General features: G+C 70.7%; 14 protein-coding genes. 6 read left to right on the top strand and 8 right to left on the bottom strand.

Annotated elements, in window-relative coordinates; genetic code table 11:
* The first annotated feature begins 156 nt into the window (after nucleotides 1-156).
* Both OG574_RS47870 and OG574_RS47865 read left to right on the top strand, forming a co-directional pair.
* Nucleotides 157-774, top strand: coding sequence for a TetR/AcrR family transcriptional regulator (locus tag OG574_RS47870; RefSeq protein ID WP_326771250.1), 618 nt, complete (start codon nucleotides 157-159; stop codon nucleotides 772-774).
* A 139-nt stretch (nucleotides 775-913) separates the two neighbouring features.
* Complete coding sequence (locus OG574_RS47865) at nucleotides 914-1,684, top strand: substrate-binding domain-containing protein (RefSeq protein ID WP_326771251.1); 771 nt, start codon at nucleotides 914-916, stop codon at nucleotides 1,682-1,684.
* 147 nt (nucleotides 1,685-1,831) lie between these two features.
* Here OG574_RS47865 and OG574_RS47855 read toward each other — a convergent pair whose 3' ends face one another.
* Genes OG574_RS47855 through OG574_RS47845 form a run of 3 tightly spaced genes read right to left on the bottom strand, consistent with a single transcriptional unit; the run spans nucleotide 1,832 to nucleotide 5,696 of the window.
* The gene (locus OG574_RS47855) at nucleotides 1,832-4,189 is read right to left on the bottom strand and encodes a hypothetical protein (protein WP_326771252.1); all 2,358 of its coding nucleotides are present in this window, start codon (nucleotides 4,187-4,189) and stop codon (nucleotides 1,832-1,834) included.
* A 3-nt stretch (nucleotides 4,190-4,192) separates the two neighbouring features.
* Complete coding sequence (locus tag OG574_RS47850) at nucleotides 4,193-4,534, bottom strand: helix-turn-helix domain-containing protein (RefSeq protein WP_326771253.1); 342 nt, start codon at nucleotides 4,532-4,534, stop codon at nucleotides 4,193-4,195.
* 1 nt (nucleotide 4,535) lies between these two features.
* Entirely contained in the window at nucleotides 4,536-5,696 is a 1,161-nt protein-coding gene (locus OG574_RS47845) for a tyrosine-type recombinase/integrase (protein ID WP_326771254.1), read from the bottom strand.
* Between the two features lie 167 nt (nucleotides 5,697-5,863).
* On the opposite strand from OG574_RS47845, the gene OG574_RS47840 reads away from it, so the two are divergent.
* A complete protein-coding gene (locus OG574_RS47840) occupies nucleotides 5,864-6,628 on the top strand; it encodes a DNA polymerase Y family protein (RefSeq protein ID WP_326771255.1) in 765 nt (254 codons plus the stop codon).
* Here OG574_RS47840 and fxlM read toward each other — a convergent pair.
* Complete coding sequence (gene fxlM / locus OG574_RS47835; RefSeq protein ID WP_326778315.1) at nucleotides 6,591-7,808, bottom strand: methyltransferase, FxLD system; 1,218 nt, start codon at nucleotides 7,806-7,808, stop codon at nucleotides 6,591-6,593. The two genes, OG574_RS47840 and fxlM, sit on opposite strands and share 38 nt — an antisense overlap.
* 579 nt (nucleotides 7,809-8,387) lie before the next feature.
* Here fxlM and OG574_RS47830 point away from each other — a divergent pair.
* A protein-coding gene (locus OG574_RS47830) for an IS5 family transposase (RefSeq protein WP_326771256.1) occupies nucleotides 8,388-9,205 on the top strand; the annotation gives its coding sequence in 2 pieces (ribosomal slippage) (nucleotides 8,388-8,727 and nucleotides 8,727-9,205; 819 coding nt in all).
* 234 nt (nucleotides 9,206-9,439) lie between these two features.
* Complete coding sequence (locus OG574_RS47825) at nucleotides 9,440-9,577, top strand: hypothetical protein (RefSeq protein ID WP_326771257.1); 138 nt, start codon at nucleotides 9,440-9,442, stop codon at nucleotides 9,575-9,577.
* Here the strand turns inward: OG574_RS47825 and OG574_RS47820 are convergent.
* The 4 genes from OG574_RS47820 to OG574_RS47805 are packed head-to-tail and all read right to left on the bottom strand — an operon-like array spanning nucleotide 9,574 to nucleotide 15,879.
* Nucleotides 9,574-10,518, bottom strand: a complete 945-nt coding sequence (locus OG574_RS47820) for a tetratricopeptide repeat protein (RefSeq protein ID WP_326771258.1) — start codon at nucleotides 10,516-10,518, stop codon at nucleotides 9,574-9,576. The genes OG574_RS47825 and OG574_RS47820 overlap by 4 nt on opposite strands.
* A complete protein-coding gene (locus OG574_RS47815; protein ID WP_326778314.1) occupies nucleotides 10,515-12,470 on the bottom strand; it encodes a hypothetical protein in 1,956 nt (651 codons plus the stop codon). The genes OG574_RS47820 and OG574_RS47815 overlap by 4 nt, the downstream gene beginning before the upstream one ends.
* Nucleotides 12,401-15,037, bottom strand: a complete 2,637-nt coding sequence (locus OG574_RS47810; RefSeq protein ID WP_326778313.1) for a hypothetical protein — start codon at nucleotides 15,035-15,037, stop codon at nucleotides 12,401-12,403. Before OG574_RS47810 ends, OG574_RS47815 begins: the two co-directional genes overlap by 70 nt.
* Complete coding sequence (locus tag OG574_RS47805) at nucleotides 15,034-15,879, bottom strand: hypothetical protein (RefSeq protein WP_326771260.1); 846 nt, start codon at nucleotides 15,877-15,879, stop codon at nucleotides 15,034-15,036. The genes OG574_RS47810 and OG574_RS47805 overlap by 4 nt, the downstream gene beginning before the upstream one ends.
* Nucleotides 15,880-16,096: 217 nt before the next feature.
* Here OG574_RS47805 and OG574_RS47800 point away from each other — a divergent pair, with 217 nt between their 5' ends.
* Nucleotides 16,097-16,615 (top strand): Pycsar system effector family protein, encoded by a 519-nt coding sequence (locus OG574_RS47800; protein WP_326771261.1) that lies wholly within the window; start codon nucleotides 16,097-16,099, stop codon nucleotides 16,613-16,615.
* Nucleotides 16,616-16,622 lie beyond the last annotated feature (7 nt).

The raw sequence follows: 16,622 nt of genomic DNA, 5'->3' as shown, positions 1-16,622 counted from the left end.
TTGAACAGATGCTCAACTGCGTATTGAGCAGGTATTCAACAGGGGGGTGTGAGGGGCGTCAAGACTCACGTCTGCCTGTGTTGGCGGTGGCCGCCGCGTGGTCACGCCTCGACCCGGGCGTTCTGCGTTGAGCGAGCGGTCAATAGACTGTCCGGCATGCCGAAGAAGGTCAGCCGCCGATCCCCCGAGGAGCGCCGCCAAGAGATCATCGAGGCAGCCCTGTCACTGGCCGACACCGTAGGTCTCGACCGGATCACGTCCCGGGACGTGGCCCAAGTACTGGGCGTGACCTCCGGGTTGATCCATCACTACTTCCCCACGGTCGACGACCTGGTCGTCGCCGCCTTCGCCCAGACCACTGCCGCGCACAACGACCGCGACCGCCAAGCCCTGCATGAACTGCCTCCCGCCGAGGCGCTCGCCGCGCTCGTGGGCAGGATGCTGGGCCTGGGGACGGAGCAGGCCCGCATCTGGATGAGCGCCTGGGTCGCCGCCCCGCGCCGACCGGAACTCGCGGCCGAAGTGGACCGGCGCATGCTCGACGGACTCGACGTCCTGACGGAGATCCTCCGGCTCGGCCGGGCAGCGGGCGCCTTCCAGATGGCCGACCCGAAGGCCAGTGCCCTGCGCATCCTCGTCCTCGTCGACGGGGTCCTGGTCCAGACATCCATGCGGGGCGACGCCCCGTACGGCGATGTCCATTCCCTTGTCTGGGACACCGTGGAACGCGAGGTCGGCATGCCCAACGGAAGCCTGCGATCCGCGCCTGCATGACCCGGCAACACCGCCTCGCCCAGCCCCCGCAAGCCGAAGTACAAGGTCACCTTGCAGGATCCGCAGTACGGCGGCGTCTACAGCATCTACGGCACCGCTGCTTACCACCGACAGCTTCACGCGCTTCGCGATCCCCATCATGCTGGGCATCGAGGATGCTCTCGGGGCCGGTCGCATCTCCGTTCTGCTTGCCGACGGGCGCGGTGACGCGATCCGCGAGAGCTACCACCTGCAGACCTTCCTCGAGCGCGGGGTGGACGCGATCATCGTGACGGGCCGTCGCGCGGAGCCTCGGCCGCCGATCGACATCGCGGCCAAGGTTCCGGTCTGTTACGTGCTTGCCCGGTCCCAGAGCCCAGAGGACCTCTCGATCGTCATCAACGACGATCACGGCGCCAGGCTGGCGACCTCGCACCTGCTTGCGCTCGGGCATCGCCGGATCGCTTACATCGCGGGGCCGCAGAAGCATCTGTCCGCGCGGCTGCGCTACGCCGGCATGCGGGACGAGCTTCACGCGGCCGGGCTCGAACCCGTCACGCACTCGGCCATGTGGGGCGAGTGGAACGAGGCCTGGGGTCGTCAGGCCGCCAGCATCCTCGCCAACTCCGGAAAGCCCTTCGACGGGGTTTTTTGCGGCAGCGACCAGGTCGCCCGCGGTGTCGTCGAGCAGCTGCAGGCGCTCGGAATCAAGGTGTCGGAGGAGGCATCCGTCGTCGGCTTCGACAATTGGGACGTCATGGCACTGGCGTCTCGGCCCCAGCTCACCACGATCGATCCGCAGCTGGGTGAGCTGGGACGGGTAGCGGCGGAGTCGATGCTCGCCATGCTGAACGGCGAGCCGCGGCGCGGCGTCATTGCCAACGACTGCGAGCTGGTGGTGCGGGAATCCACGGCAGTGCTACCAAGTTGACCCTGCCGGGGCCTGGCGGCGCATTCCCTTTTTTGTAGGCGCTGGGACGGGAGGTACCCATTTCGGCGGCGACGTGCGCGATCGGGCGGCCGGAACAGACGCGTTCGACCAGGATCCGCCTGCCGTGCAGGGTCGCGGCAACAGGTTTCACGGTGCAACGACGTCGGGCCGGAAACGCCCCGGGTGCGCGGCATATAGATAGGTCATGGCGGTGCGCGGGTGGATCCCGAACAGCCGCACCAAGTGCAGCGGATCGCTGGTATGCCGGGCCTCGTCGAGGATCCGGTCGCGGCGCAGTCGACCGATTTGGTGCCCCAGTCGCCGCAGCGGTTTGCCGATGCCCTCCGTGGACACCGGTGGTTGGGCCGGGTCGAAGGCGGTGTGGGCCGTGACGAGCAAATGCGGATTCGTGCCGACTGGCCAGCGGCGGTTCCGCTCTGCCAGCCACGACGTGACCAGGCGGCCGGTGAGTTCGTCGAGGAAGAGGGTGTGCGGGAGCACGCCTTGGCGGCGCACGAGGAGCGTGCCGGCGGCGCGGTCGAGGTCGTCGAGGAGCAGGCCGCGCTGATCGTGAACGCTCAGGGCGTGGACGGCGGCGAGCACGAAAGTGAGCTGCGTACGCACGGCGGGAATCAGGCGCAGCGCGCCGCGGAGTTTGTCCTCGTCTAGTGGTCTGGGCAGGCTGTGCACGGCTGGTGCCGGAGCGTGTTGGGCCGGGTCGTGGAAGATGAGGCCTTCGCGCTTGAGTGCACGGAACAAGGAACGCAGCGCAACGGCGCGGGACTGGGCCGGTCGGCCGGTGAGTTCCGTGATGGCGCGAGCGATGTGGGCATGGGTGACGGTGCGGAGGTCCTCGATGCCGCTTGAGTACCAGGCTTTGAGGACCGTTACGGCCCGTCGTACGTAGCCGCACACGGTGACCGGCGACAGGGGGTGACTGCGGCGTGCGGCGGTTCCGGTCAGTACGTCGATCCATCGGTGCACGGGCGTACGGAACGGGTCGGGCGCGGTGTCGGCCAGGCGGCGGGCGCGGGCGAGATGGGCATTGCCGTGCCGGTCGGGTGTGAGGTGTCCGATCAGGCGGAGGTATCCGAGAAGCCGGGCACCGGAGTAGTGGTCCTGCCGGGCGAGGAGGCGCACGTCCTCCTCGAGCAGTGGTGCCTCGGCGCCGAGATGGGCCAGCAGGACGCGCAGAGTGCGCCGGGCGGGCTCGATCGTGCTCGACGCCCATCGGCGGGCGCGGGCGTGGGCCGTGAAGTCGTCGAGCAGCTGCTCGGCGGCGAAGGTCAGGGCGGGCAGGCGCCGTTGGTCCAGGCGGGACCAGTCGCGGGCCAGGTGGAACAGCTCCAGCTGCCCGGGGACCGGACCGGGAGCGCAGGTGGAGCGGGCGCGGCGGGAGGCGCGGACCGCCTGGTTCCTCTTGCGCTGCAGGCGACGCGGCCCGTAGAGGTCTCCGACCCGCGAGGTGCGTTGCCGCGGGGCCAGGGGGCCGCCGAGCCACAGCTGGTCGCCGCCGTGAAGTCCTACGGCGTCCAGGTCGTACGCGGTCTCGGCGAGGACCAGCACGCAGCGTCGACAGTAGCCGTCGTGCAGTGCCACCCAGCGGCCGCACCGGTGACAGGTTCCACTCGGATGGCCATGAGCCCAGTTCAGGCACCCAGCGCACCGTTGGGCTCGCTCGTTCGTCCAGGCCAGGCAGTCGCGGCAACTCCCCTGCCTGGGCCCGTACCAGGTCGGGACGATGCGGGCTCGAGGGCGGGCGAGCAGACCGGCACGGTCGAAGGCCTCCTTCAAGGTCGGCGCCATCTGCGGCAGGTCCGCGAGCGCCTCGGGCCGCACCCGCTGCTCATCCGGTGGCCGGGAGGCAGGGGCAAGGCGTGCGCCGTTTCTGGTGTGGAACATCCAGGTCTCGCCGACGCGGCGCTCGCGGGCCATCTCCCGCAGCACTGCGTCCACTTCGCAGAGCCCCGCCAAGGGCCGGTCGCGGATCCGCGAGGCGTGGGCGCGGGTGAAGGTGCGCGGCCAGGGCGGGAACAGACCCAGCTGGCCGGGGACTTCCTCGACACACACGGCGGGGTCATCGGCCGGCGCGGGCGCCGCGGCCGCGCGCAGGGCCCAGGCGGGCGGCTGCTGGCGCACCAGCGGGGTGTCGGTCTGGCGCAGGGGGTCGGCCCGTGGCAGGCGCACCGGGTGAAGGCGCAGCGCGAGTTGCTGAGGACGTCCCGGTGGCAGGCTCTGGCGCGCGAGCTCGGCGGTGAGCCAGGCATCGTCGCCGCCCAGGCGAATCAGAAGGCGACAGCAACGGCATGTGCCGTCGCTGGACACGATCGCCGGCCACCCGCACCGGCGGCACGACGCCTCCCGGTACCGCTCGCCGTGCGTGCCGCCCTTGCGGTAGCGGCGGCGCGCGGTCGCGCACTCCGGGCACAGGCCGCTCAACTCCACAACGCCCCACGTACAGCACAGCTCACAGCTCCCCGCCATGGGCCGCCGAGTCGCGCTCACGGGTCAGTTCGGAGGCAGGCGACGCACGCCGGCCTCACCGGTCTGCTTGGGCACGGGACGCTGCCCGCTGCCCGCACGGGGCTGCTCTCCCACCGCCTGCGGCCTCTCGCCCAGATCGCCGCCGGCCGCCAAGGGCTCAGCTTCCATCAGGTCGGCGACCGTGCACTGCAGCGCCGCACAGATCATGTCAAGGTCGTCGAGCCGCAGGGTGAGCGGCTTGGCCGACCACAGCGCGCACACCTTGCTCAGCGACGGAGTGAAGCCCACCTCCTCGAAGGCCGTCTTCAAGTCACTGGGCCGCCAGATGTCGCGCTTGGCCGCCACCCAGCGCAGATTCCACTTCACGTCAGGTCTCCTCTGTCAGTCGGCGAACCGCGCGCCGGGACGATTCCAAGCAGGTCCGCTCCGGATCCGCCTTCGCGGAGGCCAGATAGCCGATCGTCGTGGTCGGCCACTGGTGCCCGAGCAGCACCTGAACATCCCAAAGAGGCATCCCCGCCTCATAGTTGTGCGTCGCGCACGCGTGGCGCAGCAGATGCGGGAACAGCACCGTCACCGTTCCGGTCAGATGCGCCTGCGACGCCGCGCGCAGCGCCCGCCGGAAGGTGTCGGGGTGCATCTCCGGCGCCACCGCGGGCACCGCCCCCAGCGCGGCCGGCAACCGCTCAGAGGGAAACAACGGAGCGTACGGGTCCAGTGGGTCATCGCAGAACAGGCCGCGCACCTCTTCGACGTACCACCACAGCAGTTCCCGGCCCTCGGCGAACATGAACGCCTCGCGCTCCCTCGGGCCTGACCCTCTCGCGCCCTTGCCCCGTACCAAGAACCGGCCCCACTGGCCGTTGTCCCAGTGCAGATCGCCCATCCGCACCCGGCACAGCTCGCACGCCCGCACCCCGGAGATGTAGGTGATCTTGGCCATCACGTAGTTCCGCACGGCCACCGGGTACTTGCGCGCCGCGGCGAGACTGTGCCGCCAGGCGGCGAAGAACGCCTCCATCTGCTGCCGCGACGGCGGGATGCGCAGCCCGAAGTCACCGCGGTGCCGGGGCCGGTTGAAGGCATCGACCGGCGACTCCACGATCGCCGCGAACCGGCGGCGGATCTCTCCGGCATAGCGCTGCTCGAGGAACGCGAAGTAGTGGTCGATGTTCGTGATCTTCTTGCGGACGGTCTGACGACCGCGTTTGCCCGGACCGGCGAAGTACTGGTCGAGCATGCGTGACGTCAGTTCCCAGGGGAGAACGTCGTAGAAGGTGCAGATCTCGATCACGGGCTGCACCAGCTGGTTCAGCGTGGTCGCCGCCAGTCCCGCCACGTCCCGGGCCCAGCAGTACTCCGCCAGCGAGTCCTGATACAGGTCGCGCTCGGCCTCCCGCGACGACGACGGCACGCTCGGCCGCTGCAGGGTGAGCACGTCCGCGAGCCCCTCGTCCGGGCCCTCGGGAAGGTCTGGCGTATCGCCACCGGAGAGGAGCGTGAAGCGACGGGTTTCGGAATCCCCCACGGACTCGCAATTTAGGGAACTGACTCCTGAAATCTGCGAGTTACTGGCACATCTTCACTCATTCGAGTGGGGCGCGGTCCTACCCCCTTGTGCAGCACGAACTGTCCGAACGCTCCCGATGGGACTTGCGAGGAACCCGTCGCCACTCCAGTTCGCTCATCTCCGCCATGGCGGCAGCCGCCACCCCGTTCGGTCACATCACCGTCATCGCCGATGACGACGCGTCAGTGGCCGCGTTCCTGCGGCTGCGGCCTCTCGCCGCGCTTCCCGGCATCGGACCCGCGACCGCCAAAACCCTGAACCGGTATGGGATCAGCACCATCGGGCAGCTTGCCGACACTCCCGCTGGCCCCCTCATCCGGCTGCTCGGTGCGCACGCCGCCCGCGAGCTGCACGCCCGCGCCCACGGCTTGGACGACAGGCCGGTCCGACGCACGGCCCTGGTCCGGTCCACCAGTACCAGTCACACCTTCGAGGCTGACGAGCTAGATCCGGTCGCCCACCGCCGGGAGCTGCTCGCCCTGGCTGACGAGCTCGGCGCCCGCCTGCGCACAACAGGCGAGGTCTGCCGGGGACTGACACTCACCGTGCGCTACGCCGACCGCACCCACACCACCCGCAGCCGCACCCTGCCCGAACCCACCCACCACACCCCAGCCCTCTCCACCCTCGCCTACGACCTCTACACGAGACTCGGACTCGAGCGGGCACGCGTCCGCCAACTCTCCCTGCGCGCCGACCAGCTCGGCCTTGCAGACGGTGTGCACCACCAACTCCTGTTCGACGACCACGATGACAAGGCCCGCAAGCTGGAGGCAGCCTCCGATGCAGCCCGCGCCCGGTTCGGCCCACACGTCATCCAGCCCGCCGCCACCGCACCGAACGTTCAGGGCGTCACCAGCCGACAGTCAGGCGGGTTTCGGGCCGGGTGACGTGGACACCGGCGGCGAGCCGGGCGTCGGGGGTGGTTGCGGGGTAAGCGGTGACGACGGGCTGCTCGGGCCTCTCCTGGCTCCAGCGGCGAAGGAGGTCGTTGACCTGGCCGAGGAGTTTGCTGCTGTCCGGGCCGTGCGCGATGAGGCCGAGCTCGTTGGCGTTCTCGCCAGCCGGGCGGGCGGTCACGTAGGCGAGGGTTCCGCCGTTGTACAGGCCCGCCCCGGCCCACCGCAGGGCGGGGTCGGCCAGGCCGAGGGTGCGGGCGGAGGAGCCGGTGGACAGCCGGCCGAAGCTAAGGCCGCTGTTCATGGTGGCGAGCCAGAGGTCGAGGTGGGCGGCGGGTTCGTTGTGACGGACCTGGATGCCGGTCCACTGCTCATGGGCGGGGTGAGTGAGGGCCTGGGCGAGGGCGGGCTCGTCGGGAAAGTCGTCGGCATCGAGCTTGAGGATGACGTCGTCGGCGAGGCGGACGTGGCGTTCGCCCATTTCGGCGGCGCCACGCATCGGCACGAATCCGCACACGACAGCGTTGGTGCTGACCATCAGCCCGTCGTCGGTGTGGTCGAAGGCGAGCGAGCGGGTCAGGCCGCTGCCGTGGAGGCGCAGGGGTACGACGATGCGTCCGCCGGGGGCGAGCTGGGTCCACCAGGCGGTGGAGATGTCCCAGGCGCCCGCGGTGACGATGATCCTGTCGAATGCGGTGCCGTTCGGGTCGCCGAGGGCACCGTCGCCGCAGACCACCTCGACCTGGTCGTATCCGGCGGCGGCCAGGCCGGTGCGGGCGCGCTGGGCGAGGTCCTCGTCGAGTTCGATGGTGACCACCGAACCGCTCGGCCCGGCCAGTTCGGCGATCAGGGCTGCGTTGATGCCGGTGGCCGCGCCGATCTCCAGGACGCGGTGGCCGGGGCGGACGTCGAGCTGCTCGAGCATCTTGGCCACGATGTTGGGACTTGACGCGGAGGAGACGGCGGTGCCGTCCTCGGCGCGCTTGGTGACTACCGGCTTGGGCGCGTACGCCGTCTCCAGGTCCACATCGGGCAGGAAGACGTGCCGGGGCACGGTGCGGAAGGCGTCCTTGACCCGGCTGGTGCGGAAGCTGCCGAGGCTGTCGATCTTGGCGATGAGGACCTCGCGCAGTTCCTGCGCATCGCGGGCCGGGGCGTCGGTGGAGTGCATGGTCACTGTCACGACAGTAGTGGGGTCCCGGAGTCAGTTCGGCTGCTTCGCGGGGCCTGGTCGGGTATGAGCTCCCGGTGGAAGATCACGCGGCTGCCAGAGGTCGCCAGGACGTTCTGATGGGCCGCAGAGATGCCGAGCCGGTTGAAGGCGAACAGCAGATGGTCAGTGAGGACAGCCCGCAGTCCCCAGGTGAGCTGTCCGTGGCAGGCAAGGTCAGCGAGGGTGCGTCCGGTGTCCTCGAAGACGGCCGGCCAGTGAGGGGCCAGTGGGAGGGGGCGCTGGAGGACGTCGTCCTGGCGATCTCGAGTTCGACTGGGGGCCTCGCCACCGCCTCAGCGGCTGAACTGATCACGCAGACCGGGCTCGTGGGATGCCTCCCACGAGCCCTGTCACGTCCTGCAGCGCAGGCAGCGCCGGAATGTCCCGGGTGCCCTTGACGCCTCAGTGGAGTACGGCGAGAGCGCGCCTGCGTCCTGCTGCTGCCAGCGGTGAACCCTGGCGTTGGCCGACCCGGTGGGGTGGAACAGACAGCTAAGACGGTGTCCTACGTGGTGAGGCTGGGTAGTGCTCCTCAACATGGGTCAGGGGACGTGGAGTTGGATTGTTCCGGACGGGTTGTGGGAGATCGCCAGGCCGTTGATTCCGGCGGATCGGGTGCGGCCGCAGGGTGGCGGAAGGCAGAACACGCCTGATGAGACGCTGTTCGCCGCGATCATCTACGTACTGGTCAGCGGTTGCGCCTGGCGGGCGTTGCCGCCCTGTTTTGGGGTGTCGAAGTCGACGGTGCACCGGCGGTTCATGATCTGGTCGAGAGCCGGTGTGTGGGGTCGGCTGCACGAGGCAGTTGTGCATCGGCTGGACGATGCCGGCCTCGTCGATGTCTCCCGTGTCGTGCTGGACTCCGCGCACGTGCGGGTAAAAGAGGGGGCGAACACGCAGGTCCGAGCCCCGTGGACCGGGGCAAGCCGGGTTCCAAGATGCACATCCTGTCGGACGCGAACGGACTGCCCCTCATCGTCGGTCTCTCCGCCGCCAACGTCCACGACAGCCTCGCGTTGAAACCCATGGTCGAGGGTCACCAAACGAGACATGACCCCTACCGCGGACGCTACTTCAAGCCACAACGCCTTCACGCCGACAAGGCCTACGACATCCCGCACCTGCGGCGATGGCTCTGGGGCAAGCACATCGGGGTCCGCATTGCCCGCAAGGGTGTCGAGTCCAGCGAACGATTAGGGCGCCGCAGGTGGGTGATCGAGCGGACGATGTCGTGGCTGACGGGCTACCGCAGACTCAGCCCTCGTTACGAGCGCCAACCGGCCAACCACCTGGCCTTTCTCGGCCTCGCCGCAGCCCTCTGCTGCTACAAACGGCTCCTCAAACTCACCATGTAGGACACCGTCTTACTCGCAATCGCCGCACTACTGTCGCCCTCCTGGCTTGGTGCGGATGAGGGGGAGGGGCGATCTGCTCCACTCCGGCCGGCCGTGATACCCGCGCTCACCTGCGGCGGCACATCAAGGCGACCATTGGTCAGTCTAGTGACCAGCGCGAACACCGCGGCAGACAAGCTCGGTTGGGGGGCTGGTCCCCGGCCCTCGACCAGATCCAGTGCCGCCGATCGGTGCGTGAGCAAGTGGAAGCAGTTCCGCGCGGTTGCCGGCAGGTACGACAAACGCGACTACATCTTCCACGGCACCCTGACCGTCGCAACGATCGTCATCTGGCTCCGTGACACCGTCCGGGAGCCATCAGAAACGGCCTAGGCGTCACGCCGCAGTGCCTCGAGGTTCTGCGTGAGCCGGGCGCGCGTCTGTTGCGTGCCGTGGTAGTCCTTGCCGGCCGTGCGCTCATAGATGTGGAGCAGGTCGGCGTTGAGGGTGCGGGCCGCCTCGTAGTCGCCGAGGGCGTGAAGCGTGTGGGCGACGTCGGCCGCCGCGTCGAGCGTGTCCAGGGAGGACGCGCCCGACCTCTGGAGGTGCCAGCGGTGTACGGCCCGGTACATGAAGAGTGCGCTGCTGTGCTCGCCCAGGCCGAAGAGGCTGGATGCGGTGACGTTCATGGCGCGGTTGGTTGTCCAGTTGTCCGAGCCGAGGTGGCGCTCGCACCGCTGCAAGGTCTCGGAGTTCAGCCGGAGGGCCTCTCGGTAGTCGCCGAGAGTGTTGAGGCAGACGCCCAAGTTGCAGAGCGAGTGGAGGGTGTCCGGGTGATCGGCGCCGAGGCTCTGTGACCGCAGCCGGACGATGCGCTCCAGCACGGGCCGGGACTGCTCAGCGCCCTCCCCGTCGTGCCGGCAGGCGGCGAGCCGTTCCAGCGCCACGATCGTGTCCGGGTGCGTCTCCCCGAGGTGCTCCTCCCAGTCGCGTTGCACCAGCTCTGCCAAGGGGATACCGGCTGCCGCCCGGCGGGAGTCGTAGAGATAGTGGAGCACGCCGATGAGCAAGGCACGGAAGCGTGCCGCCTCGCCGCTCGGGTCGCCAGCCTCGCGCGCGTAGCCGAGGAGGGACTGTACGGTCGGCGTGAGCACCCGGTAGGCGTCCCAGTGATGCGGATCATGCGGGTCGGGGACCGGCATCGCCGTGAGCCGGTCCCGGGCCGCCCGGCACACCGCCGCGAGCCCGGCGGCATCCGTGACGGGGGTGTCGCGGAACAGGGCCACGACGTCCGCGTGTGCCTGAGCCACTGCGGCGTCGACGGACTGTGTCATGGCTGCCGCCTTCCTTCGATGAGCCGCTCCAGCCGGACCCCGTCCACGACGTCCGGTGCGCTGCCCTCCGGTGAGGTGCAGGCGAGACCGCGGGCGGCGGCCGAGCACAGGGCGGCGGCCGCGTCGGCGCCGAGGGCGTCGGTCAGCAGCTCCGCGGCGTGTTCCAGTAGACCCGCGGCGAAGCCCCAGTTCGTTGAGGCGATCTCGTAGAACCTGTGCAGCGCGACGGCCGGCGCGCGCTCCAGCAGCACGGGAAACAGGCGGGCGGTGACGACGCCGGGGATCCAGCTCTCGCTTGGAGAGCCAAGGACGCAGCGGTCGGTGGCGTGCAGCAGCTGTACGGGATCCACCAGTTCGCCGAGGCTGGGAGAGGACGCCAGGGCGCTCAGCGCCTCCACGCCGGTCGCGGAGCCGTCGCCGGCGCACGCCGCGGTCTCGGCGGCGAGCTCCTTGATCCCATGCCGCTGGTCCGGCCGGATCTCCGCGGCGTAGGCGAGCAGTTCGGCCGCCGCCGCGAGCTGGGTCTTGTCCAGCAGTTCCCGCAGCCGTCGTACGAACGCCTGGCTGAGGGGGGCTCCGGGGGCGGGGGTGACGAGGTCGACGACCGCGCCGTAGACCGGGTCGTCGATGTGCGTGTCCGCCACGCGGGATACGTGACCGGGGACGGAGCGGGCCAGCCGGTACTCGTGGTAGGCGGCCGCGGCCGCCGCGCTCTGGGCCAGGATGTCGGTCAAGTCCGGGGCCTGCACCGGCTGGAAGGCGCGGATGAACTTCTCTCTGTCCGCCGGGTCGAGGCGTCGCCTGGCGCCGACCGGCGTGAGGTTCCGACGGTGCTTCTCCTCGCACCGGTCGATGGCGGGCTGCCCGTCGATCAGCAGGGTGGCGTGGAGGGAGGACACCCACGCCGCCAGGGTGTGCTGATGAGCGAGGGCCAGATAGGGCAGCCCCGCTATCGCCGTCATGTCCTTCTCCCGGCAGCCCAGCGCGCGCACCGCCAGCTCGAAACGGACCCGGTGGTCGGGGCGCGTGTACACCCACGCCCCCCACTCCTCGTCGCCGGCACCGTTGACGGTCCACCGGTAGCGCGGCAGCTCGCCGAGGGCCCGGTCGATGTCCTGGGAGAACGCGTCCGCCTCGGGGCCGTGGTGCGACACGCGGTCGGGGCCGTGGGCGATCCGGTGGAGGATCCCGTACCCGATCGCTCGTTCCCCGGGATCGTCGAGGGCCCCGACGAGCGTGCCCGCGCGGGCGAGGTCCTGTGGGGCGACGCACTCCGCGAAGCGCCGTACCACGCGGTCCAGGTGGCTGGTCGATTCGACGTCGACGGCGCGCACGATGTCCGCGGGCGTGCGGAAGAAGCGCTTGCGGACGCGCCCGGCCCAGTACTCGCTCAGGTTGAACCGGAGCTGGGCTCCCCCCAGGTTCAGCGCCTGCGAGGCGGCCCCGGGGGCATCGGCTGCGGTCGCGGATGCCCCGGCCGGCACCCGTGCGTACGTGGCGTAGCCGACCCTGCCCCCGCCGAGCGCGTCCGGGTTCTCCGCCTCCCTGAGCACGGCATCGAGGAGCGCGACCGCCTTGGCCATCTCCCCCCGCTCGGCATGGATATGGCCGATCCCGGCGAGCACCGAGAGCCGGTCGAGCCCGAAGATCTCGCGCTTCGGGTCCTCGGTGGCGGCTATGGCCTTGTCCCGCCACGACCAGTCCGTGACGATCCACGCCGTCTCCCGCACGCTCCAGGCCATCTGCGCCGCCCGCCCGAGGTCGTGGGCCGCCATGCGGCGGACGGCCTCGGTCAGTTCGGCGTCCCAGCGGAGGCTGTGGATCGCGTCCACGGGCCTGCCCCGCTCGACGACCCGGGTGTGGATGAGACCCGCGGTGTTCATCACCTCGTCCGGATCCACTCGGCCGAGGGCCTCCTTGGCGTCGAAGTCCGCCCATTGCTGGTGGGGCATCCCCGCCAGATACCGGTCGACGCAGTCGCGGGCGCGCTCCGGCTCCCCCAACGGGTCCAGAGGCGGGCGGCGTCGAGGAGGGGGAGGGCGTCCCCCTGCTCGAACCCGGTGTCGAGGCGCGCCAGCAGGCACCGCGCCGTGGTGCGGTCCACGTCCGCCAGCACGCGGGCCGCCGCGGGCAGTTGCCCGGGAAGCTCCTTGTGCTCACCCGCCGCGAAGACCTCCGCGCGGACCTCGGCGAGCAGCCGCCGCGCGGCCTCCGGCCGGTGTTCGCTCCATGCGGCAGCCAGCCGCGCCAGCGCCGTCAGCCGCACCGGCGGCCGGGCGTCCCGCAGCCCGCGCTCGGCGTCGCGCAGCAGCTCCGGCGCCGCTGCGCCGGCGCCAGCCCGCTCCGCGAGGTCCAGGTGGTCCGCCCAGTGCTCGCCGCTGATCCGGTCAACGAGGGCACGGGCCGCGGCCACGTCCGGTGTCGCGGCCGCGGCCGCGCGGAACACCTCATCCGGCTCCGTATCGGTGCGGAACTGCTGCCGCACGGTGTCCTGCGCGTACTGCCACAGGCGCAGCGCCCGCTCGAGGTCGTGCGGCGCCAGAAGCTTCGCGGCCCGCAGCGTCGCGCTGTGCGCGTCGTACTCGATGTCCCGGTCGGTGCCGCTTCTCGGCATGGTCAGCGCGCATTCGACCAGAAGATGCAGCAGTTCCGCGGTGGACGGCTCGCCGGGGCCGGGCCGTGCGTACCGCAGGATCTCCTCCACGGCCGTGATCCGCTGCTGCGACGGCGTGATCGCCGCGACCCGCTCCAGGGCCTCCCTGAGCCGGCCGGTACGGGCCAGCAGCCCGATCACCCGGGGCGGCAGCGCGTCACTGGACCGCGTGGCCCGCCGGCGGACGACGCCCAGGTAGGTCAGCGTGGATAACCCGGCCACGGAGCCGCGGTCCGCCAGCTGATGGGCGATGCGGTCGACCATGTCCTGGAAGCGGCCGTCGGACCCGAACTCGATCCTGGCGGCCCGTCGCAGTCCGGGGCAGACCACTTGGGCGGCGTCGTCGGACAGCGGTGGCCCGGACTTCAGGAGGTGCGCCACGAGGTGGGCCAGGCCGTAGCGGTCCATCGCCGGCCAGTCCACGTCCGCCCAGGTGGGCGCGGAATCCCGGTAGTGCTGTGTGATTCGCCGGTGCCAGGCGGCGGCGTCGACCCAGCACTCCGGGTGCTTCTCGCGGGTCTCGGGTGCGGTGAGGAATTCACCGATCGAGGTGTGGAAGAAGCCGATGCGGTGCTCGCGCCGGTCCAGCAGCCAGCGCAGGCTGCCCAGCACCTGCCGTACGAGCGCCTCGCGGAGAGGCGTCCCGGACAGGGCCGCGAGCTGCTCCTCCGTCAAGGTTTCCCTCGCCACGGTGAGCACGCCGATGAGCGGCAGCGCCACCGTGTCCCAGTCGTCCGGCGCCCCGGCCCTGCTGCCTGGCCACGAGGCGATGTCCTCGCGGACGAGTTCCAGGAAGAAGCCGTACAGGCCGACCAGGTTCCCGGGTATGTCGCTGAAGGTGAGCAGACGGTCGGCCAGCTCGTCGCTCCCTTCCGCGGCGGCCGCGTTCAGCGCGCGGGCGTACGTTGCCAGATAGAGGAAGTTCCCGGCCGCCCTGCGGACGGCGTGATGCTTGGTGTGGCCCACGAGCCGGCCCCGGGCCCGTTCCATGGCGACGACTGCGGGGTTCTCCAGGACGCGGTCCGCGTACTGGCGCAGATCGTCCCCCACCTGAGCGGATCCGGGGTCGATGACCACCTCGGTGAGGCGCTCCTCCCGGGCCGACCTGAGCAGCCGCAGTCCCGAATGCGGCCGGGACATCAAGACGATCCGGATATTCTCCGGCAGTTCGGGAGAGCGGGCCAGCCAGCGCAGCAGTCCGTCCCTGGGTGCCGCCAGGTCTTCGTCGGCGATCTCGTCCAGGGCGTCGAGCAGGATGACGATCCTGGCCTCGGGGGCCTGCTCGGCCAGCACCTGCGCGGGACCGATCAGCGCGAGGTGGGCGAGATTGTCCGGATCGAGGAGGCGGGGCTCCAACTGCGCCGTCCCGATCTCGATGCCGCTGACGGACCCGCCCACATCGCCGATCCGCTGCTGCACTTCCAGCGTCGCGGTGAGCTGGAACGGCGACACCTGCAAGTCGTCGATCTTGATGCCGACGACGCGCCCCTCGACCTTGACGGACTCGATGTGCTGCTCGATCACCACCGAGAGCCGATCCAGCGCGAAGATCTCCGGGTACACCCGGGCGAGTTGGTGCCCGATGGACAGCAGGAATGCCTGGATGTCCCCGCCGGTGAGCGCGGTGCGGCTGTCCCGCCGGAAGAAATAGCGCAGCCGGTCGGGGCGGGATCGCGCTATTCCGGCGAGCAGGCTGGTCTTGCCCGCGCCGGGCTCGCCGGTCACCAGCACGTACTGGCCGCGCTCCGACGCCAGGGCCCGCTCGATCTCCTCGGCCAGCCACGTGCGCTCGACGTAGTCCGTCCCCGTCCGGTCCCGGACCACGTCCTCGAATGCCTGGCCGGCCCGGCCGTGGTCGGTGGTCACTTCTCGCCTCCGGCGGTACGGATGTCCACCCCGATCACCGTGCCGCTGGGGGCCACCCGGCCGACCCTGGCGGTGCCCTCGAGGCTGCCCACGGCGCGGTCCGTACGCACCGAGACCGCCTCTCCCGCCACCTCGTCGACGCTGATGTCACCCCGGACCACGGCCGTCTCCCCGGCGGTGTCAGCCGTCTCTGCCCGCTTGCGTGGCCGGTCCGGTTCGAGGTCCAACTGCCGGGCATCGGCGTCCGGCAGCCAGATCCAGGCATCCCCTCGGTACTCCTTCTCCTCGACCCATACACGCCGCAACGCCTCCGGGGCGATGGTCGTATGCGCGTCCTGTACGACGTCCCGGAAGACGACCGCCGAGACCGCGACGGCCAGATCCGCGTCCGGCGCCTGGACCAGGGCGGTGCGCAGGGCGGCGCAGTCCAGGATGCGGCCCGTCTCCACCGGGGCCCGGCCGACGAACCCGTTGGCGGCAGGGGAGGCCGGGCCGAAGTGGACGGCGGCGCGGAGCCGGAGCCGGCTCTCCCGCACCCGGTCACGATTGAAGGCGCGCAGCCCCGCGTTCAGGGCGCGCATGAAGGTGTCGACCAGGGCCGGTTCGGAGGCCCCCTTGGGCAGCACGGCGAACACGGAGTCCCCGCCCTCCTGGGTCGCCCATCGTGCGCGCTCCAGCCCGGCGGTGTCGGCCGCCTCCGCTACCAGGCGCGTGATGCCCTCCTGGAGTTGACGCTGGGTCACCGCATCGGCCGCGCCGTACCCTTTCGCGTCGACCGCGAGCAGCAGGCGACGCGCGAACGCGGCCCGGTGATCTGGTGAGTGCGCACGATGTGCCGTCATAACACCTCTCAACTCTCCTGCGTAGCAATGGACTTGCCCCAGAGGGCTGCGTCGTACACGCAGCCCGTGCGGCCGCCGCTGCCACAGTCGTACGCCCTCGTCCCGGCACACACCCTGTAGAAGTAGGGGATCCCGGAAAGCCGTAGAAGGGACTGGTGCCGTCCCGGTCGCCGGCCGCTACTGGACGGGACGCACCGTCGCGGACCGAGGAGACGCCATGACACCTGTCGGGCCGGCAGCCGACCGTAGCCCCGAGCGGGACATGTTCACCGTGCTGCACGCGACCCACCAGCAGGCGGACACCAAAGCCGGCGTGCTGGCGGCGGCGCTGGCCGCGCTGGCCAGCACGGCGGGCGGGTGGAGCCGCCCCGCGGTGCTCCTGTGGGAGCGCGGTGGGGCGGCCGGGCTGCTCGCCGGAGGGCTGCTCGCCGCGTTCGTCTGCGGATTGGCTGGCGGCGCGGTGAGCCTGGCCGCGGCGTTGACCCCGCGCCTGCTGCGGGACCCGGGGGGCAACCGCTACAGCTTCCTCCAGCTGGCCGCCGCTTCCGACGAGCAGCCGGCGGATGCCGCGGATGCCCACGAAGCATCGGCAAGCGGGGAGTTGTCGCGTACGGTGCGGTTCCTCGCCCGGGTTGCCGTGCGCAAGCACCGCTGGCTGCGGGCCGGGGTGGCCTGCACCGCTGTCGTTGGCGTGGCCGCGGGCCTCGGCGCGACGTTGCTGCCGCCCTTGGTCTGACGGCCGT

Origin of the sequence: Streptomyces sp. NBC_01445 (assembly GCF_035918235.1) — a bacterium.
Taxonomy (GTDB): domain Bacteria; phylum Actinomycetota; class Actinomycetes; order Streptomycetales; family Streptomycetaceae; genus Streptomyces.
The sequence above is the reverse complement of the archived record's forward strand: the minus strand, read 5'-3'. Positions and strand labels throughout refer to the sequence as shown.

Bases quoted from the DNA above. Each gene is read 5' to 3' on its own strand.
- OG574_RS47870 (WP_326771250.1), top strand. From the start codon at position 157: ATGCCGAAGAAGGTCAGCCGCCGATCCCCCGAGGAGCGCCGCCAAGAG.
- OG574_RS47865 (WP_326771251.1), top strand. From the start codon at position 914: ATGCTGGGCATCGAGGATGCTCTCGGGGCCGGTCGCATCTCCGTTCTG.
- OG574_RS47840 (WP_326771255.1), top strand. From the start codon at position 5,864: ATGGCGGCAGCCGCCACCCCGTTCGGTCACATCACCGTCATCGCCGAT.
- fxlM (WP_326778315.1), bottom strand. From the start codon at position 7,808: ATGCACTCCACCGACGCCCCGGCCCGCGATGCGCAGGAACTGCGCGAG.
- OG574_RS47820 (WP_326771258.1), bottom strand. From the start codon at position 10,518: ATGACACAGTCCGTCGACGCCGCAGTGGCTCAGGCACACGCGGACGTC.
- OG574_RS47815 (WP_326778314.1), bottom strand. From the start codon at position 12,470: ATGCCCCACCAGCAATGGGCGGACTTCGACGCCAAGGAGGCCCTCGGC.
- OG574_RS47805 (WP_326771260.1), bottom strand. From the start codon at position 15,879: ATGACGGCACATCGTGCGCACTCACCAGATCACCGGGCCGCGTTCGCG.
- OG574_RS47800 (WP_326771261.1), top strand. From the start codon at position 16,097: ATGACACCTGTCGGGCCGGCAGCCGACCGTAGCCCCGAGCGGGACATG.